Below are 490 nucleotides of genomic sequence, written 5' to 3'. Positions count from 1 at the left end.
TTCTCGTTAACGATCTGGCGGGTGAGTTTATGCAGGTGGTCACGCCGTGTATCGGCAATTTTGGCGTGACAGCGAGCGACCTTTAACCGTGCCTTGGCACGGTTGTTAGAGCCTTTTTGCTTACGGCTCAATTGCCGCTGTGCCCGAGCCAGTTTCCTCTCATAGTGTGCCGTATGGCGCGGGTTATTAACCCGTTGACCCTCGCTGGTCACGAACAGGTCTTTTAGTCCCAGGTCGATACCGATCATGTTAGGCGTGATCGGCAGCGTCTCAGTATCTACCTTGCACAGACAGCTAATGAAGTAGCGGCCTGCTGCGTCCTTTGACACGGTGACGGTGCTAGGCGCTGACGGTAGCTCGCGGCTCCAGCGAATGCTCAACGGTTCGCGGCACTTGGCGAGCGTGATCTGGCCGTCACGGTACGAAAATGCCGAACTGGCAAAGGTGGCTGACTGCCGGTGCTTTTTGGATTTAAAGCTGGGATACCGCG

The 490-nt window shown here is 56.1% G+C and carries 1 protein-coding gene; it reads right to left on the bottom strand.

The window, feature by feature from the left end; translation table 11 throughout:
- Positions 1–490 (bottom strand): RNA-guided endonuclease TnpB family protein (locus B7L71_RS18010; RefSeq protein ID WP_139790102.1); only part of this gene is annotated, 490 nt, incomplete at both ends.

This window comes from Halomonas sp. BC2 (assembly GCF_002078115.1).
In the GTDB taxonomy this organism is placed as follows: Bacteria; Pseudomonadota; Gammaproteobacteria; order Pseudomonadales; family Halomonadaceae; genus Vreelandella; species Vreelandella stevensii.
The sequence above is the reverse complement of the archived record's forward strand: the minus strand, read 5'-3'. Positions and strand labels throughout refer to the sequence as shown.